Raw genomic sequence first — 21847 nt, forward strand, 5'->3', positions numbered from 1 at the left:
CCTTTGAATGCATGGAAATTACAAGAATCAAATCCTGTGGGCACTGCCAATAATTCACTTCGCATTATCATCTCTGGCGGTGGTACCGGTGGTCACATCTTCCCGGCTGTAGCCATTGCTAACGAAGTAAAAAGTAGATATCCAAACGCCGAAATCCTGTTTGTGGGCGCCAACGGCCGCATGGAGATGACGCGCGTGCCGGAAGCCGGCTACAAAATCGTGGGCCTCGATATCAGCGGCCTGCAGCGCCGCCTCACGCCCGAAAACCTGATGTTTCCCATCAAGGTGATGCGCGCCGTGCGCAAAGCCGGCAAGCTCATCGAGCAGTTTCGGCCTGATGCCGTGGTGGGGGTGGGCGGCTACGCCTCTGCCCCGGTGCTGCTGGCCGCCACCTCGCGCGGTATTCCCAGCCTCATTCAGGAGCAGAACTCCTACGCCGGCCTCGTCAACAAACTGCTGGCCAAGCGGGTCGATAAAATCTGTGTGGCCTACGACGGCATGGACAAGTTCTTCCCCGCCGACCGCCTCGTGCTCACCGGCAACCCGGTCCGCACCGAAATTGCCACCGGCAACCGCGCCGAGGCGCTGGCTTTCTTTGGGCTCGATGCCAGCCGGCCAGTGCTGCTCGTGATTGGGGGTAGCCTGGGCGCGCGCACGCTCAACCAGGCCACCGCCGCTGCGCTGCCCCGCTTGCAGGCCGCCGACGTGCAACTTCTCTGGCAAACCGGCAAAGTTTACTATCCGCAGGCCCAAGAGCAGGCCGCTCCCTACGCCGCCACCGGCCAGCACGCGCTGGAGTTCGTGCAGCGCATGGACCTGGCCTACGCCGCCGCCGACGTGGTGGTCAGCCGGGCCGGGGCGCTGTCGGTGTCGGAGCTATGCCTCACGGGCAAGCCCAGCATCCTGGTGCCCTCGCCCAACGTGGCCGAAGACCACCAGACCAAAAACGCTATGGCCCTGGTGCGCAAAGATGCTGCCTTGCTGGTCCCCGACACCGAAGCCGCCACCCGCCTCTACGACGAGGCCCTGGCGCTACTACAGAACCCCACGCAACAGCAGCAGCTGAGCGCCAACGTGCTCCAGCTCGCCCGCCCTGCCGCCACCACCACCATCGTGGACGAGCTGCTGAAGCTGGTAAAGCAGTAGTAACTATATCCCGTCATGCTGAGCTTGCCGAAGCATCTCTACCGCTTCGTTGCAGTGCCAGTTGGTTAGCCAATTGGTTAGCCAGCAGTAGAGATGCTTCGGCAAGCTCAGCATGCCGCTCACCTCATCACTCCATCACCTCATCACCCCATCACTTCACTTGAAACAGCTCGTCTACTTCCTTGGCATTGGCGGCATCGGTATGTCGGCGCTGGCCCGCTGGTTTCAGGCCAACGGCCACCAGGTGTCGGGCTACGACAAAACCCGCACGCCCCTGACCGACGCACTGGAGGCCGAAGGCATTGCCGTGCATTTCGAGGATGCTGTAGACCAGATTCCGGCCGAAGTGCGCCAGAACCCCGAAAATACGCTCGTAGTCCTGACCCCGGCCATCCCGAAAGACCACCAGGAGTGGGCCTGGCTGCGCGAAAACGGCTTCGACATTCGTAAGCGCAGCCAGGTGCTGGGCGTGCTCACGCAGGGCCACCGCACCATTGCCGTGGCCGGCACTCACGGCAAAACCACCACCAGCAGCATGGTGGCGCACCTGTTGCACCACGCCGGCGTACCCTGCGCGGCTTTCCTGGGCGGCATCAGCGTGAACCTGGGCTCCAACCTGCTGCTGCCGCCCGCTGTGGTCCCACGAGTTGCCGAAGGCCTCGTGGAACCACTACCAGAAAACGACCAGCGTGCAGGCATCAGCAACGAGAGTGGCACCACGCCGGCCAACGTCCCCGTTGTAGTGGAAGCCGACGAGTATGACCGCAGCTTCCTGACCCTGCACCCCACCATTGCCATCGTCACGAGCACCGACGCCGACCACCTCGACATCTACGGCGACAAAGAGTCGCTGGTGGAGTCGTTCCGGCAGTTTGTGGGCCAGATTCAGTCCGGGGGCACCCTCATCATCAACCACACCGCCGACCCCAGCGTGGCCGCTTCCGCCCCGGCCGGCGTACGGGTGATCCGCTACGGCTTGTCGCAGGAGCAGGGGCCGGAACTGTACGCCACAGGCATCACAGCCCAGGGCCACGAGTTCCATTTTGATCTGCACGGGCCGTTGGGCACCGTAGCCGGCCTCAAGCTGGCCGTGCCGGGCTTCCACAACGTGGAAAACATGCTGGCCGCCGCCGCTGTGGCCCAGCTGGAAGGGGTGGCGCCCCAGGCCCTGCAGGCGGCTGTGGCGGCCTACCGGGGCGTAAAGCGCCGCTTCGAGTTCATCCTGACGGCCGGCACGCCCGCCGCGCCCCAGGTGTATCTCGATGATTATGCCCACCACCCACGCGAAATCGAGGCCTTCCTGCGTTCTGTGCGGGCGCTCTATCCGGGCCGCCGACTGCGCGTCATCTTCCAGCCCCACCTGTTTTCCCGCACCCGCGACTTCGCGCCGGGCTTCGCCGAAAGCCTGAGTCTGGCCGATGAAGTGGTGCTGATGGACATCTACCCGGCCCGGGAGCTACCCATGCCCGGCGTGACGTCGGAATTGATTTTGTCCCAAATAACCGCGCCCAAAAAATCGTTGCAGACCCGCGACGAAATTCTGGCAAATGCCGAAACAGGCACGGATTTCGACGTGCTGGCCACCGTCGGAGCCGGCGACATCGACCAGCTGGTACCGCGTTTAAAGAATATTTTACATCTTCGTTGGCATGGAACTCAAGCGTAAGGTCAATAACGTGCTGTTTGCAACCGGCTGCCTCGTGCTGCTGGGCGGGCTGGCCGTGTTCGCCGGCGTACGCCAGGCCAGCCGCCCCGTGGGCCAGGTGATTGTGACTATCGGCAACGAGTTCAACAACTTCTTCATCAGCGAGCGGGAAGTAACGGCCCTGCTCACCCGCGACGGCCGGCAGCGCCTGGAGGGCACCACGCCCGACGAGCTCAACCTGCCGGCGCTGGAGGCCCGCCTGAAGGCGCACAGCTTCGTGAAGGACGCCCAGGTGTATCGCGACCTGGCCGGCAACCTGCACGCCGACGTGCGCCAGAACCGCCCCATCGCCCGCCTCGTGCACGCCGACACCCGCCAGGACTGCTACCTCGACGCCGACGGCCACAAGCTGCCGCTGTCGTCGCTGTTCACGGCGCGGGTGGTGCCGGTGGCGCGGCCGGGTGGCCAGCCGCTGTCGGCCGGCTTTTTTCAGGATTCCACCGGCCGGCGCTACCTGGAGCTGCTGCGCTACATCGACGAGCATTCGTTCTGGCGGGCCCAGGTGGCCGAGGTATTCATTGCCCCCAACGGCAAGGTTTCCTTTACCCAGCAGATCGGAGACCAGCAGGTAGAATTTGGTTTTCCTGAGAATATTTCGGAGAAATTTGCGAAACTGATGGTATTTTACCGACAAATACCCCCGGCCCTGGGCTGGGACACGTACCACCGCGTCAACATCGAATTCAAAGACCAGATAATCTGTGAGTGAGATTTTCTTACTCTGTTAGCTTGAAAAGGCTATTTTTGCCTTTCTACACCTGCTCTCCACCGCACCTCTCTGCCAGCTTTCCCCGACATCCTCCCCATGCAGCACGATAAGATTGTAGTCGGCCTCGACATTGGAACCACCAAAATCTGCGCCCTTGTGGGCCGCAAAAACGAATTTGGCAAGCTCGAAATCTTGGGCATGGGCAAAGCCGTGTCGGAGGGTGTCGTGCGCGGTATCGTGTCCAACATCGACAAAACCGTAGACGCTATCAAGCGGGCCATCCGGCAGGCCGAAGAGCAGTCCGGTATCAACATTGGCGTGGTGAACGTGGGCATTGCCGGCCAGCACATCAAGAGCCTGCAGCACAACGGCAGCATCACGCGCGCCTCCGCCGACAATGAAATCACGCAGGAAGACGTGGAGCGCCTCACCGGCGACATGTACCGCCTCGTGACGCCTCCCGGCTCGCAGATCATCCACGTGATGCCGCAGGACTACAAAGTCGACTACGAGGAAGGCATCATGGACCCCGTGGGCATGTCGGGCGTGCGCCTGGAAGGCAACTTCCACATCATCACGGCCCAGAGCACGGCCATCAATAACATCAACAAGTGCGTCACGAAGGCTGGCCTCGAAATCGACAACCTGATTCTGGAGCCGCTGGCTTCCAGCATGTCGGTGCTGTCGGATGAGGAGAAGGAAGCCGGTGTGGCCCTGATTGACATCGGGGGCGGCACTACCGACCTGGCCATTTTCAAGGACGGCATCATCCGCCACGCGGCGGTGCTGCCGTTTGGCGGCAACATCGTGACCAGCGACATCAAGCTGGGCTGCCAGGTGATGCAGAACCAGGCCGAGCAGCTGAAGGTGAAGTTCGGCAAAGCCATTGCCGAGGAAGCTTCCGATTACGAAATCGTGAGCATCCCCGGCCTGCGCGACCGGGCTCCCAAGGAAATCAGCCTCAAAAACCTGGCCTACATCATCGAGGCCCGGATGGAGGAAATTATCGAGCTGGTGTATGCTGAAATCCAGCGCACCGGCCACGCCGACAAGCTGGCGGCCGGCATCGTGCTGACCGGCGGCGGCTCACAGCTTCAGAACCTGGTGCAGCTCACGGAGTACGTAACGGGCCTCGACACCCGCATCGGCTACCCCAACGAGCACCTAGGCAAGAGCAAGATCGAAGCCGTGAAGTCGCCGATGTACGCCACCACGGTGGGCCTCGTGCTGACCGGCTACCGCTCGCTCGATGAGCGCCTGAACCGCAACTACGAGCAGCAGGAGGAAATTCGTCCGGCGGCCGTACCATACTACCAAGCCGCCGCGCCGACTCCTGCTCCGCAGCCCGTGGCCAAAGCGGAGCCCCAGAAGCCTGCTGAGCCCAAAAAACCATCCGGGGCCAGCAAATTCCTGTCGGACATCATTAGCCGCACCAAAGGCCTGCTCATCGACGATTTCGACGATAAGCAGTACTAGTTGATTGGGGTCTTGGAAGAGTAGAAGGTATGGTTGGCAGATCCGCGTCGCGGAACTTTATCGGCCAGAATACTCTATTTCAGAAACCAAGGCCCTAAGCCCCCAAGTCCAAGACCCCAACCAATGAATTATAAATTCGACATCCCGGCGCAGTCCAAGTCCATCATCAAGGTGATTGGCGTGGGTGGGGGCGGCTCTAACGCCGTCAACCACATGTTCAGCCAGGGCATCAAGGACGTGGAATTCGTCATCTGCAACACCGACAAGCAGGCCTTGGCCTCCTCGACTGTGCCCAACCGCCTGCAGATCGGCCTCGACCTGACCGAAGGCCTCGGGGCCGGCGCTAACCCTGAACGGGGCAAGCAAGCCGCCATCGAGAGCCGCGAACAAATCCGGGAGCTTCTCAGCAACGGCACCAAGATGGTGTTTATCACGGCCGGTATGGGCGGTGGTACGGGCACGGGCGCCGCGCCGGTTATTGCCAAGGTGGCTAAGGAGCTGGGCATCCTCACGGTGGGGATAGTGACGGCTCCGTTCATGTTCGAGGGTAAAAAGAAGCGCCAGCAGGCCGAACACGGTATCAAGGAGCTCAGCGAGAACTGTGACACCGTACTGGTGATTCTTAACGATAAGCTGCGCGAGATTTACGGCAACCTGCCCATCCGCTCGGCCTTTGCCAAGGCCGATAACGTGCTCAGCACGGCCGCTAAGTCCATTGCCGAAATCATCACGGTGACGGCCGACGTGAACGTGGACTTTGAGGACGTGAAAACGGTGATGAAGGACAGCGGCGCCGCCGTAATGGGCAGCAGCATCACGGAAGGCGAGAACCGCGCCCGCCGTGCGGCCGAGGAGGCTTTGGCTTCGCCGCTGCTCAACAACACCGACATTCACGGTGCCCAGCGCATCCTGCTCAGCATCATGTCCGGCGACCAGGCTGAGCTGGAAATGGACGAGCTGACCGAAATTACGGAGTGCATCCAAGACAAAGCGGGCCAGAATGCCGAGGTGATTTTCGGCCATGGTATCGACGCCACCTTGGGCCAGAGCATCCGCGTGACGGTAATTGCCACGGGTTTTGCCCGCGAGGCGCATACCATTACGGCAGTGCCGGTGCGGGAAGAGGAGCCGGCTCTGCCGCAGCCCGAGCCGCAGCTGAACGTGTTCAACAAGGAGTCGCTGGACGTTTCTTCGGCTCCGGTGGTGCCGTCTTTCACCAGCTCCCCGCAGCCGGTAGCGGCCACGCCCGAGCCGGTGAAGTTCGACTTGGAAACGTCGCCGTACACGGGGCAGGTGCCGCCGGTATCGGCTCCCTCGTCGCCTGCTCCCGAGCCGGTGGTGTACCAGGCTACCCAGCCGGCGCCGCCCATTGCGGGCCGCCCGGCCATCGACGCCCGCGCCGATGAGCGCCGCCGCCGCCTGCAGGAGCTCAGCAACGGCCTCACCAACGACGCCATCAAGGACCAGCTGGAAACGCCTGCCTACCTGCGCCGTCAGGTGAAGCTGGAAAATGTGACGCCTTCTTCGGAGCGCAACATTAGCCGTTTCAACCTCTCCGACGATAACGAACTGCTGGGCGACAACCGCTTTCTGCACGACAACGTCGACTAGGAAGTCAGTCAATACAAACAAGAAAGGGCCGCTGAGATATTTTCGGCGGCCCTTTCTTATTTGTTCGCATGTTCGATTAGAGTGGTGCCGGCAGGGGCATAGAGTCCATTCGGGAAGTATCGGCGGGGGCGACGTAGCGCGGGGCAGCGGGCTCCCGGTCGGGGCTGAGCTGGTTGTGCGAGGACACCGAGCAGGCACTCAGCGCTAGCCCCGTAATCAGCAGCAAGCCGAGCGTCTGGCCGCAGGCAGGCAGCTGGTAAACGTGTCGTAGAAGAAAAGGGTAGACGGACTTCAAAACGGATTGGAAAAGCGCGGATTCTGGATAAACGTGGAATCGGTGAGCGTTTTGAGGAAGGCGACGAGCTGGCGCTTCTCAGTGGTTGTCAGATCCAGTTTGGTGCCGCCGGTGGTGTTGGAAAGTAGTAGAATGGGGTCGACGTTGGGGCTGTTGCTGAGCATGTGCTCATTGTAATGGTTCACTACTTCTTCCAGGGTCCGGAACCGGCCGTCGTGCATGTAGGGCGCCGTCAGGGCAATGTTGCGCAGGGTGGGCACGCGGAAGCGGCCCCGGTCGGCATTTAGGCCCGTTACGTTGAAGCGGCCCTGGTCGGTGAAGGTAAGGTCGAGGCCGTTGTTGAAGTATTGGGTGGTGCCGAGGCGGCTGGCTGTGAACAGGAAGTTGTTGCCGTTGTGGCAATGGTCGCAGGAGCCGCCGCGGGCCGTGACAATGCCGCCTTCGCCCGGGTGGTTGAAGAACAGGACGCGTCCGGCCCGCTCATCAGCACTAAGCGCAGCTTGCCGCAGTAACGACTTTTCGTAGCGCGAGTTTGACGAAATCAGGGTCCGTTCGAACTGCGCCAGCGCCTTGAGGACGTTGGCTTCGGTGACAGTTGCGGAGCCGAACGCCTGGGCAAACAGGGGCGGGTAGAGGGCAGTCTGCTGCAGCTTGCTCACGCCCACGGCCAGCGACTGGTGCAGCTCCACCGGGTTTTCGATGGGTGTGCGGGCCTGGGCTTCGAGGGTCGTGGCCGAGCCATCCCAGTTCAGGTTGGGCTCCCAGAGCAGGTTCACCAGCGACATGGTGTTGCGCGGATGCGGTATGCCATCTACCCCAACCGCGCGGGTGCGCCCATCGGTGAAGGCCTTGCTTTGCTGGTGGCAGCTTCCGCACGACATGGTGTTGGTGCTGGAAAGCCGGGTTTCGTAGAACAGTTTACGGCCCAGCTCAATGCCTTCCACGGTGAGGGGGTTGTCGGCGGGCAGGGTCACGCTCTGGGGCAGCTGCGAGGGTAGCACCAACGTGTAGGGCGTAGCCGGGGCCGGCGGCGGATTAGGCGGGGCCGGATCGTCCGGGTCTTTACCGCAGGCTGCTGCCAACAGCAACAAACCGAACAGCGGCAAGCAGAAGCGCAGGCGGGTACTCATCAGCAGCAAATAGAAAGCGAGGAAGATGACGTTCAAGATACGGAATATGCCTTCAACGTATCAGTCGGCCTGTTTCGTTTCCCGGAGCAGGCCGCGCGGCTCCGGCGGGAGTGTCTGCGCGCAGTTTGCGTACTTTGGGGCCGCCTACCGCAGTGGGGGCGTGTTTTAGCTGACATGATTATCCAGCCCGGAGCGCTGTTGCGCGAATATCGTTTGCTGCTGCTGTTCAGCTTCCGCTGGTTGCTGCTGAGTGCCATCGTCGGGGGGCTGGCCGGTACGGCATCCGCGGGCTTTCTGGTGGCGCTGGATTTCGTGACCAGCTGGCGCGAGCTGCATCCCTGGATTATTGCGCTGCTGCCGGTGGGCGGCCTGCTGGTGGGGCTGCTCTACCACTACTGGGGCAAAAGCGTGGAAGGCGGCAACAACCTGCTGCTCGACGAAATCAATCGGCCCACCCAACTCGTGCCGCTACGCATGGTGCCGCTGGTGCTGGTGGGCACGCTGCTCACGCACCTGTTTGGCGGCTCGGCGGGCCGCGAGGGTACGGCCGTGCAGATGGGCGGGGCCCTTGCCGACCAGCTCAGCCGCTGGCCGCGCCTGGTGCGGCGGCGGGAACGGCGGTTGCTGCTGCTGGCCGGGCTGAGTGCCGGGTTTGCCTCGGTATTCGGGACACCGCTGGCCGGGGCCGTGTTTGGGCTGGAAGTGGTGCTGCTGGGGCGCCTGCGCTACGATGCGCTGCTGCCCGCCTTCCTGGCCGCCGCCGCCGCCGACTACGTGACGCGGGCCTGGGGTGTGGGACACACGGCGTATCCGTTGCTGGCGGTGCCGGCCATTGCGCCGCTGCCGCTGCTGAGTGCGGCGGCAGCGGGCGTGGCATTTGGGCTGGCTGGGCGCTTGTTTGCAGGAGCTACGCACGTAGTATCGGCGTTCTACAAGCGCCTGATTGCCTGGCCGCCGCTGCGGCCGGTGGTGGGTGGGGCCGTGGTGGCGCTGCTGATTTGGGCGTCCGGCACCACGCGCTACAGCGGGCTAGGGGTGCCCACTATTGTGCAGGCGTTTCAGGAGCCACTTCCGGTCTACGTTTTCGCCCTGAAAATTTTGTTTACGGCCCTTACGCTGGGGGCCGCTTTCAAAGGCGGAGAAGTGACGCCGCTGTTTTTTGTGGGCGCCACGCTGGGCAACGCCTTAGCGCTGGTGCTGCCGCTGCCCATGCCGCTGCTGGCCGGCCTGGGTTTCGCGGCGGTGTTTGCCGGGGCGGCCAACACGCCCCTGGCCTGCACGCTGCTGGCCATGGAGCTATTTGGGCACGAGTGCGGCCTTTACGCCGGGCTGGCTTGTGTGGTGAGCTACCTGTTTTCGGGGCACCGGGGCATCTATGGCGCGCAGGTGGTCGGCCAAGCCAAGCACTGCCTCTGGCAGCGCCAACAGGGCCGCCGCCTGCGGGATTTGTTGTGATAGAGTGATGGGGTGATGGAGTGATGAAATGAGAACGTCATTCCGAGCATGCGAGGAATCTCGCAAGCGTAGTAGTTCGGGTCGTCCCAACGTCAGCACGCGAGATTCCTCGCAAGCTCGGAATGACGTTCTCACCTCATCACCCCATCACTTCAATAGATACTTGGTTTGCTTGATGCTGTAGCCGACGGCCAGCACTAGGCGGCCGGCGCTGGCGGGGTGGTCGGTGGGGGCGGTGTATACGGGAAGCTGCACGCTGGCATTCAGCGACAGGTTTTTGTAGTACACATCCAAGCCGGGGCCCAGCAGGGCGTTGTTCATGGCATGCTCGCCGGTGAGGCGGCCTTCGAACATTTCGCCTTTGGTTTTCTCGTAGAACAGCTGCGCCGACGGGTATAGCTGCCAGTTTTCGCTGAGCGGCACCCGGTAGAAGAGGTTGGCAAAAGCAGCTACACCGGGGGCCAGGCTTTCTTGAAACCGGTTGCTGGCTCCGCGGCGGTAGCTGGTGTTAAGGCTCAGGCCGAAGCTGCGGTAGCTGCCGATGTAGTTGGCGTACACGAAACCGTCGGTGGTGCCGGTGCCGGGCTGCGTGAGGGTAGGGTAGCGCCGGCCGGCTGCGCTGCTGCGTTGGAAGCTGCCGGTGGGCATTTTCAGGCCGCCGCCCACAATCAGGCGGCTCTGCACGCCGGCCGTTTCGATGTTGCGCAGCAGGTGGTAGCCCGCAAAAACCGTCACGTCGCCGATGCCGCTCAGGTTGAGCTGCCGGCCGTTGATCTGCGATGTGTTCATCACGTAGGGCACGAAGGCGTTCAGCTCCAGGCGCTTGGCCAAAAAGTATTTGCCCCGCAGTTCTATTATCCGAAAGGCCTCGAAATCCGTTGGGTCGCCTTTATGGGAATGCGTGTAGTCGTTGTCGGCGCCGTTGAGTGGTTGGGCCAGTAGGGGCCGGGCTCCGGTTGGGAAGAACTGCGGGTCTTGGCCCAGCGCCTGGTAGCCGTTGAAGATGCGGTAGCGGTGCATTAGCGAAAAGCTGCTCTGGTTGTCGTAAGGCGTGATACCCATAAAGCAGCCGCAAATGTCGCAGGCCATACTGGTTTGAGCCAGCAGTAGCGCCAGCCCCAGCAGTAAAAGGTTTTTCATCGAAAGAGTGAGAAGGAAAGCGGCTGGCTCAAGCAAATCGGCCTAAGCCGGCCCACATTGCCAATACATGGCCGTCAGATTGAAGCCGCAGGCCACCGTAAGCTGCCTGCGACCTGCCGGCCGGAAAAAAATAGGGGCACGTTATTGCTCGGAAAGCTGCGGATTACGCAGAAACTCCTCGTCGGTGAGGGTAGCCAGAAATGCCAGCAACTGGGTGCGTTCCAAGGCCGTGAGCGGAATGCCCGGCGCCTGCCCCGGCCGCCGCAGCTGCGCATCCAGCGTGCCCGATTCCACCATGCCGTGGTCGTAATGGTCGAGCACTTCGCCGAGGGTGGCAAAGCGGCCATCGTGCATGTAGGGCGCGGTGTGCAGCACGTTGCGCAGGCTCGGTACCTTGAAACGGCCCACATCAATGCTGCGCCCGGTGATGTGCGCCCGTCCCGAATCGGCGGAAAAGCGGCTGTCGAGCCCGTTGTTGCGGAACGACTCGTCGGTGAACAGCTCGCCGGCGTGGCAGCTGCCGCACTTCTGGCGCAGTACAGCCAAGCCGCGCAGCTCCGGCTCGCTGAGGGTGCCGCCCGCTTCTTGCCGCGCATACCGGTCGTAGCGGGAGTTGGCCGAGGTGAGGGCGGCCGTGAACTGCGCCAGCGCCCGCAGAAACTGGTAAGAGTCGATGGGGCCGCGGCCGCCGAACACCTGCGCAAACCGGCGCTGGTAGCTGGCATCGGCATTGAGCTTGCGCAGCACGTTGTCGAGCGTTTCGTCCATCTCCACGGGGTTGGTGATGGGGGCCAGCGGCATGGTTTCAAGGTTGCTGGGGCCGCCGTCCCAGAAGAAGTTGGGCTTCCAGCGCAGGTTTTGCAGGGCCGGCGCATTACGCGTCCCCAGCAGGTTGTCGACGCCGTGGCTGAGCGTGTGCCCGGCGTGCGCGAAGGCCACAAACTGCTGGTGGCAGCTGCCGCACGACACTTCGCCGGTGCGCGAGAGGCGCGGATCATAAAACAGCGTCCGGCCCAGCTCGAAGGCGGCGCGGGTAGGTGGGTTTTTCTCCGGGCTATATACCGGCACGGGGAAGTTGCCCGGCACCAGGGTGCCGGGCACTTCGCCCACGGGGTTCACGTCGGCATCGGTCTGGCAGCCGCTGGCCAGCAGTAGTAGCAGCGCATAGCAGCGCAGCAGCGGCTTCATAGGAGTCAGCACCGCGTCCGGCCTAGTTGCCGTGGATGTGGTCGACGGTGAACATGCCGGCCGCCTGGTTATTGGCAACCAGCACCGAATTCGGCCCGCCCATGGTATTGCTGACCGTGGCAAACCGGATGGTAGTGGGGCCCGAGAACATCTTCAGCACGTTGGCCTTGAAGTGCACTTCGGGCGTCCGGCCGTCGCGGATCTGAATACTGGCCCCATTCAGCGTGGGCGAAACCGTCCGGATGGTGTTGTTGGGGCTCTTGAAGCCGCCAATGTGAAACACGATAGCGCCGTTGCTTGTCTGCGGCGAGCGGCCTTCCAGCTTGGTGTAGATGTAGCCCGAGTTCCAGTTCCAGAACATGTCGCCGGGGGCCAGGGCACCGGTTTGCACGCCGGCCACGTTGCGGGCGCTATCTACTCCAATCGTGAACGTAAGGCCGGTGTAGTCGCCGGTCGGGATGTTGGAGATGGAAAAAGTTTTGGAAGTCGGCAGCGCTTCATCAATCAGGTAATAGCTCTCGGGCTGCGCGAACTCCGTGCCGTCGGCCTTTTTGAGCTTAATGTTGGAAATATAGTAGCGGAACGTCGTGACGGTGAACTGGTCGCCGGCGGGCGTCAGGTAGGGCGTGGCACTGCTAAGCTGTAGGGGCGAGGTGCCCACCACGTTTTCAAATTCCAGGTTCATCTGGCCCAGGGCTGGGCTCTCGTCGTCATCCTTGTCGCAGGAGGAAAGCGAGGCAGTGGCAGCAAAAAGGGAAAGGCACAGGATGGCGTTTTGCAGAAATTTCATCTTCTCAAGGGCGTAAATCAGGGGAAATACAAACAACGTAGCCTCTCCCGGGCAACAGCTGGGAGTACGCTACAACAGACTGAAGCCAGGAAAACAGGCTCCGTCAGGTTGGAAATCAGGCCCTGAAAGCCGGAGGATGAAACACGCCGTGTACCGGCGAAAAGGCATACAACGCAGAAGCCGCCGGCGCATAACGTCGCGCCGACAGAAGCACCCGCACAGGTATGGCTACCCGGAACTGGAAGGGTACTACCACTTCATACTTCATTTTGGCGAAGCCGGCGCCGGGTGCTTTGCTCTCCGTATCGGAGGCTTTGCGCAGCTGCTTGGCCAAGTGGCATTTGCCGTTGCAGTGCAGCTGAGGCTTGTCCTTATTGACGCAGAACAGCGCCGTGATGCGCGCCTTGTGCACCTGATAGTCCACGACAATGACCTCCCGACTAAACGTCTGGAGCAGCATCAGAGTAGCCAGAAAAAGGGCCAACAGGCGTGTCATGGCAAGGGGGAACCCAGCGTGGGTAGCGGCAAATGTACGCGCCACCGCCTGAACTACCGAGACAGGGCAGCGCTATGTGCTAGCTCGTAACCAGCTGAGCAGCCTGCTCGCGCAGCAATTGGGCGTAGAATTCGTTGGTCAACTCACCTTCGGCGGTCAGGTGCTGATCAATGAACGGCAGGCGCACGCGGGCCGGCACTACGGTGGTATTGAGGTACATGAGCACGTCGGTGAGGTGGCTCAGGGCCAGCAGACCGCCCTGGGCGCCGGTTCCCAGTCCAATCAAAGCCGCTTTTTTGCCCCGGATGCCGCCCTTGTAGGGCAGGCCGTCAATAAACGTTTTAAGCACCCCCGGAAACGAGCAGTTGTACTCCGGCACCACAAACACCAGCTTATCGGCCGCCGAAGCCTGGTCGGCCAGCCGGTTGAAACCGGGGTGCCGGCCGGTGTTGGCGTACAAAGCCGATACGCTGACGTCGGCGGGTAGCTCCACCAAATCCAGAATCTGGTGCTCGGCCTGCAGGTCGGCGAGTAAGCCGGCGTAGAGATTGGCAATGCGCCGGGCGCGGGAATCGGGGCGGTTGGTACCGACAATGATGGTAATCATGGGAGGAATTAGAAAGTAAGAAGTAGAAAGCAAGAATTGATAGGTGGCCCTTTTTTGCGCAGGGGCAGAATTCTTGCTTTCTAATTGCCGGGAAAGGCGTCAATAAAAAAGCGAACCGGCAAGCCGGTTCGCTTTTTTATTGACGCTGATACTACTAACCGAAAACCTTACGCGAGGTTATTGGAAGTTGCTTTGGCGGCCAGGAATTCGCGGTTCAGGATGGCAATGTTCTCCAGCGAGATGCCCACCGGGCACTCCGCCGCGCACGACCCGATATTGGTGCAGGCACCAAAACCTTCCTTGTCCATCTGCGCCACCATGTTTTCCACGCGGGTTTTGCGCTCCACGTGGCCCTGGGGCAGCAAAGCCAGCTGGCTCACCTTCGCTGAAACGAACAGCATGGCCGAAGCATTCTTGCACGAGGCCACGCAGGCCCCGCAGCCAATGCAGGTAGCGGCTTCGAAGGCGCGGTCAGCAATTTCCTTAGGAATCGGAATTTCGTTGCCGTCGGGGGCGCCGCCGGTGTTCACGCTCACGTAGCCACCCGCCTGAATGATCCGGTCGAAGGCCGAGCGGTCTACGCTCAGGTCGCGGTTCACGGGGAAGGCATTGGCGCGCCAAGGCTCGATGGTGATGGTGTCACCATCCGAGAACTTGCGCATGTGCAACTGGCAGGTGGTCGTGCCGGTCTCAGGACCGTGAGCACGGCCGTTGATGAACAGGTTGCACGAGCCACAGATGCCTTCGCGGCAGTCGTGGTCGAAGGCAACAGGCTCATCACCTTTGCGCAGCAGGTCCTCGTTAAGCACGTCCAGCATCTCCAGGAACGACATTTCGGGCGAAATATCCTTTACCTGGTAATCTACAATCGCGCCAGCGGCAGTACGGCTTTTCTGCCGCCACACCTTCAGCGTGAGGTTCATCGGTTTGGCGTTGGGGTTACTTCCGGCCATTGTATTTCAAGAGTATTGAGTAGTGAGAATGTAGTAGGGGAGGCGCAAACGATGCTGAGCAGGCTTTATTTCGCCCACTCAGCATCACATTTTCACTACTACTTGTAGCTCCGCTGCGTGAGCTTTACGTTTTCGAACGACAGTTCTTCCTTGTTCAGGATTTCCGGCTGGTTGTCGCCGTTGTACTGCCAAGCGGCTACGTAGGCGTAATTGTCGTCGTCGCGCAGGGCTTCACCCTCAGGCGTCTGGTACTCCTCGCGGAAGTGACCACCGCAGCTTTCGTTGCGGTCCAGGGCGTCGTCCATCATCAGCTCGCCCAGCTCCAGGAAGTCGGCTACGCGGCCGGCTTTCTCCAAGGCCTGGTTGAGCTCGGTTTCGGTACCGGTCAGCTTCAGGTCGCTCCAGAATTCCTTGCGCAGCTTCTGAATCTCCGCTTTGGCATACTTCAGGCCTTCGGCGTTGCGGGCCATGCCGCAATACTCCCACATCAGGTGGCCCAGATGCTTGTGGAAGTCGTCGGGCGTGCGGGTGCCGTTGATGCTCATCATCTTCTGTACGCGGCCCCGTACTTCAGCTTCAGCTTCCTTGAAAGCCGGGTGCTCCGTCGTAACGGGTTTAGGCGCCGTAGAAGCCAGGTAATCACCAATGGTGTAAGGGATTACGAAGTAGCCATCTGCCAGACCCTGCATCAGGGCCGAAGCGCCGAGGCGGTTGGCACCGTGGTCGGAGAAGTTGCACTCACCCGTGGCGTACAGGCCGGGGATGGTGGTTTGCAGGTTGTAGTCCACCCACAGGCCGCCCATGGTGTAGTGCACAGCCGGGTAGATGCGCATCGGCTGCTGGTAGGGGTCTTCGTCGGTGATTTTCTCGTACATGGCAAACAGGTTGCCGTACTTCTGGCTCACCGCATCGGCTCCCGTACGCTTGATAATGTCGGCAAAGTCGAGGTACACGGCCAAGCCGGTTGTACCTACGCCACGGCCTTCGTCGCACATCTGCTTGGCATTGCGCGACGCTACGTCGCGCGGTACCAGGTTGCCGAAAGCGGGGTATTTGCGCTCCAGGAAGTAATCCCGGTCGTCCTCAGCAATTTCCGACGCTTTGATTTCGCCTTTGCGTATGCGCTCGGCTATTTCTACCGTCTTGGGCACCCATACGCGGCCGTCGTTGCGCAGCGATTCCGACATCAGCGTGAGCTTCGACTGGTATTCGCCGGAAACCGGGATGCAGGTGGGGTGAATCTGGGTGAAGCAGGGGTTGGCGAAGTAGGCACCGCGCTTGTGGGCACGCCACGCCGCCGTAGCGTTGCAATACATGGCGTTGGTGCTCAGGAAGAACACGTTGCCATAGCCGCCAGTGGCCAGCACCACGGCGTGGGCCGCGTGCTGCTCAATTTCGCCCGTAATCAGGTTGCGGGTGATAATACCGCGGGCTTGGCCGTCAATGACTACCACGTCCAGCATCTCGGAGCGGGTGTACATCTTCACCTTGCCGTAGGCAATCTGGCGCGACAGGGCCGAGTAGGCGCCTAGTAGCAGCTGCTGTCCGGTCTGGCCGCGGGCATAGAACGTGCGGCTTACCTGGGCGCCCCCGAAGGAGCGGTTAGCCAGCAGGCCGCCGTATTCGCGGGCGAAGGGTACACCCTGCGCTACGCACTGGTCGATGATGTTCACCGATACCTGCGCCAGGCGGTACACGTTGGCTTCGCGGGCGCGGTAGTCACCACCTTTGATGGTGTCGTAGAACAGGCGGAACACCGAGTCGCCGTCGTTCTGGTAGTTTTTGGCGGCGTTGATGCCTCCCTGCGCAGCAATGGAGTGCGCCCGGCGCGGCGAATCGTGGTAGGTGAAGGCTTTTACGTTGTAGCCCAGCTCGGCCAGCGAAGCGGCGGCAGCGCCACCAGCCAGGCCGGTGCCGACTACAATCACGTCGTACTTGCGCTTGTTGGCAGGGTTGACGAGCTTGACGTTGAACTTATGCTTTTCCCACTTCTCGGCCAAGGGACCTTCGGGAATTTTGGACTCCGGAAACATAGGCGTGTTGAGATGGAGTTAGTTGAAAAAGTAGAAGTAAATCGGCATTGACGCAAAGCCGGCGCAGACGACAACCGAAAAGACGATACCCAACAGCTTGACAGCGGGCGTGTATTTGCGGTGGGTGAGGCCCAGCGTCTGGAAAGCACTCTGGAAGCCGTGCAGCAAATGGTAGAGCAATGCCAGCTGAGCCAGCACGTACAGGGCCACGTACAGCGGGTTGTGGAAGGCATCCACCACCAGCGCGTAAGCGTTTTCGTTGCCCTGCGAGTCTTTGATTGGCTCGCCGAAACGCAACGTGCCGAAGAAGTTGTAGAGGTGCACAATCAGGAAGAACAGCACGATGCTGCCCAGCACGGCCATGCTGCGGGCATGCCAGGGGCTGTTCTGCTCAATGTGGTCGGAAACGTAGTTGGTGCCGCGGGCGGCTTTGTTCTTGAGGGCCAGCGTCAGGCCTTCGTAGATGTGAAAGCCAAAGCCCGCTACCAGTCCGATTTCCAAAATCCGGATGATGGTGTTGTGACTCATAAACTCGGAGTAGGCATTGAATGCCAGACCGCCGTCGTTTTTGAATAATTGAAAGTTGCCGGCTAGGTGTACTACCAGAAAAGAGCACAAAAACAGGCCGGTGGCGGCCATAACGATTTTGCGGCCGATGCTGCTGGAAAACGTGTTACTAATCCAACTCATAGGAGCGAGAAAAAGGGTTTGGTGGGGTCGGAGAATCAGCCAAAGGTACGGGCCGACCCGCTAGGAAACAATCCAAATAAAGTCGCCACTTTAGCCGTTATCTTCCATGAATCTATCCGCCCGGAATACCGTTAGACGTTCTGGTGGATAGGCTTCGGGTGAGTAACCTCTCAGGCAGGATTTTTGTTGGACTGTTACTGTGATTTTACTGGCTTTCCTGGACCAGGCATTTGTTTTTCTTTTACTGCGCAGATCTATGACTTCTCCCTTACTATTCTGGCTGGCACGGCGTGGGTCGTTGCTGGCGCTACTGGTGGCCCTGCTGGCCTGGGTTACGCCTGAAGCGCAGGCCTCCCACCTGCGCGCCGGCGACATTCAGGCCAAGATTGACACTACTATTGGGCCGGGCTTCAATCCCAACCGGGTGTTCTTTAAAATGATCCTGTTCCAGAAGACGCCTACCAATACCATCCCCGATGAGCGTACTGTCACTATCTTCTTCGGTGACTGTAGCGCGCCGCAGGTGATTCCTCGTCAGTCGGTGACGGTAATTAACGGCGAAACCAACCGCAACGTGTATGTTTTTGAGCATACCTATAATGCGGTCGGGACATATACAGTGACATATATAGGAGAGAACCGAAACGGAGGCGTACTGAACCTGGCAAACTCAGATCAACAGAGTTTCTATATTTCTACAACATTCACGATTGATCCGGGTCTGGGCCGCAACCGCTCAGCCATCCTGACCAAGCCGTCTATTGACAATGCGGCTGTGGGGCAGGTTTTCCTGCACAATCCTTCTGCATTCGACCCCGATGGTGACTCGCTTGCTTTTGTGCTGCGCCCCAGCCAGCAGGTGCCGGGTGGTATCAATGGGCCTGCCGCGCCCTGTTTTGTTCCCGTTCCTACTAATGCCACAGGCTATGTATTACCCAACCAGCTCATAGGTACAAATAATGGTCAGCAGGTGCAATATAGCGACCCACCCAGCGGCAACCCCGATGGTGTGCCAGGCGCTCAGTCTATTTTTCAGCAAAACCCGGTTACGGGCACTATCATTTGGAATTCGCCGGGTACGGTAGGGGAGTATAACGTAGCGTTTGAAGTGCAGGAATGGCGCCGCACGCAGTTTGGTCGGCGGCGGGTTGGTACCGTGATTCGCGACATGCAGATCAACGTGCGCGGTACCGCCAATCAGCGGCCTATCCTGACCATTCCGCCAGATATCTGCGTGGTGGCCGGTACGCTTATTACGGGCAACGTGACGGCGACGGATGCTGACCGCAATCCGGTGCGGATAACGGCCAACAGCGGCATTCTGCCCCCGGCCACGTTCACGCAGACTTCGCTAGGCCCGCCCACGGCCGCCGGCACGTTCCGCTGGACGCCCGACTGCAACAACATTGCCGCGCAGCCAACCCGCGTGAGCTTCACGGCCGAAGACCAGCCCACCGGCAACAACCCGGTGCTGATTGACCAGCGCATCTGGAACATCACCGTCATCGGGCCGGCGCCGCAGAATCTGCAGGCAAGTCGGTTAGGCAACAACACCGTGCTGACCTGGGACCGGTACATCTGCCAGCGGCCGGGCGCCAGGATTCTGATTTTCCGCCGCGAAAATTCCAGTGGCTTCACGCCGGGCCCCTGCGAAACCGGCATTCCGACCTCGGCCGGCTACACCCTGATTGAGACGCTGACGTACCCAACGCCGCCGGCCACTGGTGACCTGCTGTCGTACGTGGATACCAACAACGGCCTGGGGCTGCAGCGGGGTAAAACCTACTGCTACCGCATCTATGTGGAGTTTCCGTTGCCGGCCGGCGGCAAAAGCCTGGCCTCGCAGGAAGCCTGCGTGAGCTTTGCAGGCCGCTCGGCGGTGTTTACCAACGTCACGGTGGATGCTACTTCCACCACGGCCGGGCGCATCACGGTGAAGTGGACCCGGCCCGGGCCCATCAACACCTTCAATGCGCCGCTGGTATACCGGCTGCTGCGCGCCAACGGCCAGAGCAGCACAGCTACGTTCACGGAAATTGCCCGCACCGTAGACCGCCCCAACGACACGGTGTACGTCGACAACAACCTTGATACGCAGAACCGGGCCTACATCTACCGGCTGGAGTTCATCAGCAACACCACCAATCAGCCCGGCTCCGGCACCGTGACGGAAACCGCCACGGCCGCTTCAAGTGTGCGGGTAGACGGCACGCCTGATCCGCAGAACAACCGCATTTCGCTGCGCTGGACCTACAATGTGCCGTGGGACAACAGTCGCCGGCCGGCCACCATCTTCCGCCGCGACCCGGGCGCGGGCAGCCAGTTTGTGCAGATTGCCACCGTAACGGGCACGACCACCGGTGGCACCTATGTCGACCAGGGCACCACGGCCCGGCCGCTGGTGAAGGGCCAGACCTACTGCTACTACGTCTCGACGAATGGCACCTACAGCAACCCGGCCATCATCGACCCGCTCATCAACCTGAGCCAGGAGCAGTGCATTGCCCTGCGCGCCATTCCGTGCCCGCCGGTGCTGAGCCTCAAGCGCCCCAACTGCGACAGTCTGGCCACGCGTCTGTTCGACCTGCCCGCTACGCCCGCTTCCGGCCCGATTTATACCAACGTGCTAAGCTGGACTCTGGGCGCAACGCCGCCCGACTGCAGCCGGGCCATTGCCTCGTACAACATCTACTACGCGCCCAATGCCACGGATTCGCTGACGTTCCTGACCTCGGTGCCCGGCAACCAAATGAGCTACCTGCACCGCAACCTCACCTCGGAGGCCGGCTGCTATGCCGTGCAGTCCGTGGATTCAAGTGGCACGCGCAGCGTACGCAGCAATGTGGAGTGCAAGGACGACTGCCAGCTGTTCCTGCTGCCTAACGTCTTCACCCCCAATGGCGACGGTCTCAACGACACCTTCCGCCCCAAGGTGTTCACCCCAATTCGCCGTACCAGCTTCCGGGTATTCAACCGCTGGGGCGTGAAAATCTACGAGAGCGACAAGGAGCCGCTGATTAAGTGGAACGGCGGCAGCCGCGCCGAAGGCAGCTCCGGCTCGACGACAGTGGAAGGCGTTTACTTCTATCAGGCCGATGTAGAGTTTGGCGACGTCAATAACACGAAACGCACCTACAAGGGGTGGGTGGAAATCAGCCGCTAAGGCTCACGGATTAGCACAGATTTTAGCGGATTGCCGGGCGCCTCGTTGGGGCGCCCGGTTTTTTTGTGGGCTGGAAGAGTGGCCGGACAAGAACGTGAACTGGTGTTGCTGGGTGGCTGTACTGGCGTCAGAAGACATTTTTGTGCAGCTTGCATCCGATTTTTCTCCCACCCGCCCGGAAAAGCAGACCCGGATAGACAGGCCCCGCCAGACACCCGCAGCGCTAAGGGCTCCGTCCACGAAATCCGTGTAATCCGCTAAAATCCGTGCTAATCCTTGATCCTTTGAAAGCAGTAATTTTCCCCGGCCAGGGCAGCCAGTTCAGCGGTATGGGCCGCGACCTGTACGAGCAGCACCCCGAGGCCAAGCGCCTCATGGACCAAGCCAACGACATCCTGGGCTTCTCGCTCACCGACGTCATGTTCTCGGGCTCCGAAGAAGACCTGCGCCGCACCGACGTAACTCAGCCGGCCATCTTCCTACACTCGGTGGCACTGGCCGCCGTGCTGCCCGATTTCCGCCCCGATATGGTGGCGGGCCACTCGCTGGGCGAGTTTTCGGCGCTGGTAGCGGCTAAGGTGCTGCGTTTCGAGGACGCGCTGCAGCTGGTAGCCCAACGCGCCAAAGCCATGCAGGCCGCCTGCCTGGAGCAGCCCGGCACCATGGCCGCCATCCTGGCCCTCGACGACGACACCACCGCCCGCATCTGTCAGGAAATCACGGCGGGTGGCAATGTGGTGGTGGCAGCCAACTACAACTGCCCCGGCCAGCTGGTGGTATCCGGCTCGCAGCGCGGCATCGAGCTGGCCTGTGAGCAGCTGAAGGCCGCCGGCGCCAAGCGCGCCCTGCCGCTGCCGGTGGGCGGGGCTTTCCACTCGCCCCTGATGCAGTCGGCGGAAGCGGCCCTGGCCGAAGCTATTGCCCGCACGACGTTCTCGGCCGGCATCTGCCCAGTATACCAGAACGTGGATGCGGCCCCGCACACCAACCCCGACGAAATCCGGGAAAACCTGGTGCGCCAGCTCACGGCCCCGGTTCGCTGGACCCAAAGCGTGCAGCGCATGGTGCAGGATGGCGCCACTGAGTTTATGGAGTGCGGCCCCGGTAAGGTGCTGCAGGGCCTTGTGAAGAAGATTGCGCCGGAAGTTGCTGCCAACTCGGCGGTAGCATGAGGTTGAAGGCGGGCTCGGGCGCGGCCACCGGGAGCAGCGTTCGGCGCTATGTCGGCAGGCTGCTCCCGATGGCTTTGCTGGGCATCCT

At 61.2% G+C, this 21847-nt stretch carries 18 protein-coding genes; 8 read left to right on the plus strand and 10 right to left on the minus strand.

Going from position 1 to position 21847, the window contains the following annotated elements; translation table 11 throughout:
- Nucleotides 1-36: 36 nt before the first annotated feature.
- From murG to ftsZ, 5 genes are all read left to right on the plus strand, one after another.
- Nucleotides 37-1146: an undecaprenyldiphospho-muramoylpentapeptide beta-N-acetylglucosaminyltransferase gene (gene murG, locus O3303_RS01540; RefSeq protein ID WP_269560310.1), complete on the plus strand. Its 1110-nt coding sequence runs from the start codon at nt 37-39 to the stop codon at nt 1144-1146.
- 202 nt (nt 1147-1348) lie between these two features.
- Nucleotides 1349-2812 carry a UDP-N-acetylmuramate--L-alanine ligase gene (locus O3303_RS01545; protein ID WP_269561943.1) on the plus strand — a complete coding sequence of 488 codons (1464 nt, stop codon included), beginning with the start codon at nt 1349-1351 and terminating at the stop codon, nt 2810-2812.
- Nucleotides 2796-3560 (plus strand): cell division protein FtsQ/DivIB, encoded by a 765-nt coding sequence (locus tag O3303_RS01550; RefSeq protein WP_269560311.1) that lies wholly within the window; start codon nt 2796-2798, stop codon nt 3558-3560. Before O3303_RS01545 ends, O3303_RS01550 begins: the two co-directional genes overlap by 17 nt.
- Before the next feature lie 96 nt (nt 3561-3656).
- Nucleotides 3657-5036 carry a cell division protein FtsA gene (gene ftsA, locus O3303_RS01555; protein ID WP_269560312.1) on the plus strand — a complete coding sequence of 460 codons (1380 nt, stop codon included), beginning with the start codon at nt 3657-3659 and terminating at the stop codon, nt 5034-5036.
- A 123-nt stretch (nt 5037-5159) separates the two neighbouring features.
- Nucleotides 5160-6647, plus strand: a complete 1488-nt coding sequence (gene ftsZ / locus O3303_RS01560) for a cell division protein FtsZ (RefSeq protein WP_269560313.1) — start codon at nt 5160-5162, stop codon at nt 6645-6647.
- Between the two features lie 76 nt (nt 6648-6723).
- Here ftsZ and O3303_RS01565 read toward each other — a convergent pair whose 3' ends face one another.
- Both O3303_RS01565 and O3303_RS01570 read right to left on the minus strand, forming a co-directional pair.
- Nucleotides 6724-6942, minus strand: a complete 219-nt coding sequence (locus O3303_RS01565) for a hypothetical protein (RefSeq protein WP_269560314.1) — start codon at nt 6940-6942, stop codon at nt 6724-6726.
- Nucleotides 6939-8108: a cytochrome-c peroxidase gene (locus O3303_RS01570; protein WP_269560315.1), complete on the minus strand. Its 1170-nt coding sequence runs from the start codon at nt 8106-8108 to the stop codon at nt 6939-6941. Before O3303_RS01570 ends, O3303_RS01565 begins: the two co-directional genes overlap by 4 nt.
- Before the next feature lie 138 nt (nt 8109-8246).
- Here O3303_RS01570 and O3303_RS01575 point away from each other — a divergent pair, with 138 nt between their 5' ends.
- Nucleotides 8247-9527, plus strand: coding sequence for a chloride channel protein (locus O3303_RS01575; RefSeq protein WP_269560316.1), 1281 nt, complete (start codon nt 8247-8249; stop codon nt 9525-9527).
- A 147-nt stretch (nt 9528-9674) separates the two neighbouring features.
- On the opposite strand, the gene O3303_RS01580 is transcribed toward O3303_RS01575, so the two are convergent.
- From O3303_RS01580 to O3303_RS01615, 8 genes are all read right to left on the minus strand, one after another.
- Nucleotides 9675-10667 carry a hypothetical protein gene (locus O3303_RS01580; RefSeq protein ID WP_269560317.1) on the minus strand — a complete coding sequence of 331 codons (993 nt, stop codon included), beginning with the start codon at nt 10665-10667 and terminating at the stop codon, nt 9675-9677.
- A gap of 141 nt (nt 10668-10808) precedes the next feature.
- Entirely contained in the window at nt 10809-11855 is a 1047-nt protein-coding gene (locus tag O3303_RS01585; RefSeq protein ID WP_269560318.1) for a cytochrome-c peroxidase, read from the minus strand.
- 22 nt (nt 11856-11877) lie between these two features.
- Nucleotides 11878-12645: an MbnP family protein gene (locus O3303_RS01590; protein ID WP_269560319.1), complete on the minus strand. Its 768-nt coding sequence runs from the start codon at nt 12643-12645 to the stop codon at nt 11878-11880.
- A 115-nt stretch (nt 12646-12760) separates the two neighbouring features.
- Nucleotides 12761-13141 carry a hypothetical protein gene (locus tag O3303_RS01595; protein ID WP_269560320.1) on the minus strand — a complete coding sequence of 127 codons (381 nt, stop codon included), beginning with the start codon at nt 13139-13141 and terminating at the stop codon, nt 12761-12763.
- Nucleotides 13142-13220: 79 nt separating this feature from the next.
- Nucleotides 13221-13748, minus strand: a complete 528-nt coding sequence (locus tag O3303_RS01600; RefSeq protein WP_269560321.1) for an NADPH-dependent FMN reductase — start codon at nt 13746-13748, stop codon at nt 13221-13223.
- A gap of 167 nt (nt 13749-13915) precedes the next feature.
- Complete coding sequence (locus O3303_RS01605; protein ID WP_044013348.1) at nt 13916-14671, minus strand: succinate dehydrogenase/fumarate reductase iron-sulfur subunit; 756 nt, start codon at nt 14669-14671, stop codon at nt 13916-13918.
- Nucleotides 14672-14799: 128 nt separating this feature from the next.
- A complete protein-coding gene (locus O3303_RS01610) occupies nt 14800-16734 on the minus strand; it encodes a fumarate reductase/succinate dehydrogenase flavoprotein subunit (RefSeq protein ID WP_269560322.1) in 1935 nt (644 codons plus the stop codon).
- Between the two features lie 18 nt (nt 16735-16752).
- Nucleotides 16753-17424, minus strand: a complete 672-nt coding sequence (locus tag O3303_RS01615) for a succinate dehydrogenase cytochrome b subunit (protein ID WP_269560323.1) — start codon at nt 17422-17424, stop codon at nt 16753-16755.
- Nucleotides 17425-17680: 256 nt separating this feature from the next.
- On the opposite strand from O3303_RS01615, the gene O3303_RS01620 reads away from it, so the two are divergent.
- Both O3303_RS01620 and fabD read left to right on the plus strand, forming a co-directional pair.
- The gene (locus O3303_RS01620) at nt 17681-20587 is read left to right on the plus strand and encodes a T9SS type B sorting domain-containing protein (protein ID WP_269560324.1); all 2907 of its coding nucleotides are present in this window, start codon (nt 17681-17683) and stop codon (nt 20585-20587) included.
- Nucleotides 20588-20871: 284 nt separating this feature from the next.
- Nucleotides 20872-21759 carry an ACP S-malonyltransferase gene (gene fabD / locus O3303_RS01625; protein ID WP_269560325.1) on the plus strand — a complete coding sequence of 296 codons (888 nt, stop codon included), beginning with the start codon at nt 20872-20874 and terminating at the stop codon, nt 21757-21759.
- Nucleotides 21760-21847 lie beyond the last annotated feature (88 nt).

This window comes from Hymenobacter canadensis (assembly GCF_027359925.1).
Taxonomy (GTDB): domain Bacteria; phylum Bacteroidota; class Bacteroidia; order Cytophagales; family Hymenobacteraceae; genus Hymenobacter; species Hymenobacter canadensis.

Bases quoted from the DNA above. Each gene is read 5' to 3' on its own strand.
- O3303_RS01595 (WP_269560320.1), bottom strand. From the start codon at position 13,141: ATGACACGCCTGTTGGCCCTTTTTCTGGCTACTCTGATGCTGCTCCAG.
- O3303_RS01545 (WP_269561943.1), top strand. From the start codon at position 1,349: ATGTCGGCGCTGGCCCGCTGGTTTCAGGCCAACGGCCACCAGGTGTCG.
- ftsZ (WP_269560313.1), top strand. From the start codon at position 5,160: ATGAATTATAAATTCGACATCCCGGCGCAGTCCAAGTCCATCATCAAG.
- O3303_RS01550 (WP_269560311.1), top strand. From the start codon at position 2,796: ATGGAACTCAAGCGTAAGGTCAATAACGTGCTGTTTGCAACCGGCTGC.
- ftsA (WP_269560312.1), top strand. From the start codon at position 3,657: ATGCAGCACGATAAGATTGTAGTCGGCCTCGACATTGGAACCACCAAA.
- O3303_RS01585 (WP_269560318.1), bottom strand. From the start codon at position 11,855: ATGAAGCCGCTGCTGCGCTGCTATGCGCTGCTACTACTGCTGGCCAGC.
- O3303_RS01610 (WP_269560322.1), bottom strand. From the start codon at position 16,734: ATGTTTCCGGAGTCCAAAATTCCCGAAGGTCCCTTGGCCGAGAAGTGG.
- O3303_RS01600 (WP_269560321.1), bottom strand. From the start codon at position 13,748: ATGATTACCATCATTGTCGGTACCAACCGCCCCGATTCCCGCGCCCGG.
- O3303_RS01605 (WP_044013348.1), bottom strand. From the start codon at position 14,671: ATGAACCTCACGCTGAAGGTGTGGCGGCAGAAAAGCCGTACTGCCGCT.
- O3303_RS01575 (WP_269560316.1), top strand. From the start codon at position 8,247: ATGATTATCCAGCCCGGAGCGCTGTTGCGCGAATATCGTTTGCTGCTG.
- O3303_RS01615 (WP_269560323.1), bottom strand. From the start codon at position 17,424: ATGAGTTGGATTAGTAACACGTTTTCCAGCAGCATCGGCCGCAAAATC.
- O3303_RS01620 (WP_269560324.1), top strand. From the start codon at position 17,681: ATGACTTCTCCCTTACTATTCTGGCTGGCACGGCGTGGGTCGTTGCTG.
- O3303_RS01580 (WP_269560317.1), bottom strand. From the start codon at position 10,667: ATGAAAAACCTTTTACTGCTGGGGCTGGCGCTACTGCTGGCTCAAACC.
- O3303_RS01590 (WP_269560319.1), bottom strand. From the start codon at position 12,645: ATGAAATTTCTGCAAAACGCCATCCTGTGCCTTTCCCTTTTTGCTGCC.